Annotated in this window: 1 protein-coding gene; it reads right to left on the bottom strand. The window is 46.6% G+C overall.

Going from position 1 to position 803, the window contains the following annotated elements; all coding sequences use genetic code 11:
• Positions 1-803: hypothetical protein (locus ACKTR2_RS10290; protein WP_407885048.1), on the bottom strand; the 803-nt coding region annotated here is incomplete at both ends.

Below are 803 nucleotides of genomic sequence, written 5' to 3'. Positions count from 1 at the left end.
CCAGCGTTGCTATCACCAGTGTTATTCGAGCCACTGTTCGAGTTACCACTGTTGGAGTTCCCAGTGTTGTTGTTACCAGTGTTATTTGAACCTGAGTTCGAGTTACCTGTGTTGCTATCACCAGTATTGTTCGAACCACTGTTCGAATTACCTGTGTTGCTATCACCAGTGTTATTCGAGCCGCTGTTACTGTTCCCAGTATTACTGTCACCAGTGTTATTCGAGCCAGAGTTACTGTTCCCAGTATTACTGTCACCAGTGTTATTCGAGCCAGAGTTACTGTTCCCAGTGTTGCTATCACCGGTATTATTCGAGCCGGAGTTCGAGTTACCTGTGTTGCTGTCACCAGTATTGTTCGAACCACTGTTCGAATTACCACTGTTGGAGTTCCCGGTGTTGTTGTTACCAGTGTTATTCGAGCCACTGTTCGAGTTACCACTGTTGGAGTTCCCAGTGTTGTTGTTACCAGTGTTGTTTGAACCTGAGTTCGAATTACCTGTGTTGCTATCACCGGTGTTGTTTGAACCCGAGTTCGAGTTACCGGTGTTGGAATCACCAGTGTTATTCGAGCCGGAGTTCGAGTTACCGGTGTTGCTGTCGCCGGTGTTGTTTGAACCTGAGTTCGAATTACCTGTGTTGGAATCACCAGTGTTATTCGAGCCAGAGTTATTGTTCCCAGTATTGCTGTCACCGGTGTTGTTTGAACCCGAGTTCGAATTACCTGTGTTGGAATCACCAGTGTTATTCGAGCCAGAGTTACTGTTCCCAGTATTGCTGTCACCGGTGTTGTTTGAACCTGAGTT

It is taken from the genome of Furfurilactobacillus curtus, assembly GCF_045862785.1.
GTDB lineage: Bacteria > Bacillota > Bacilli > Lactobacillales > Lactobacillaceae > Furfurilactobacillus > Furfurilactobacillus curtus.
Note: the sequence above shows the minus strand (reverse complement) of the source record. Positions and strands in the feature narration are given on the sequence as shown.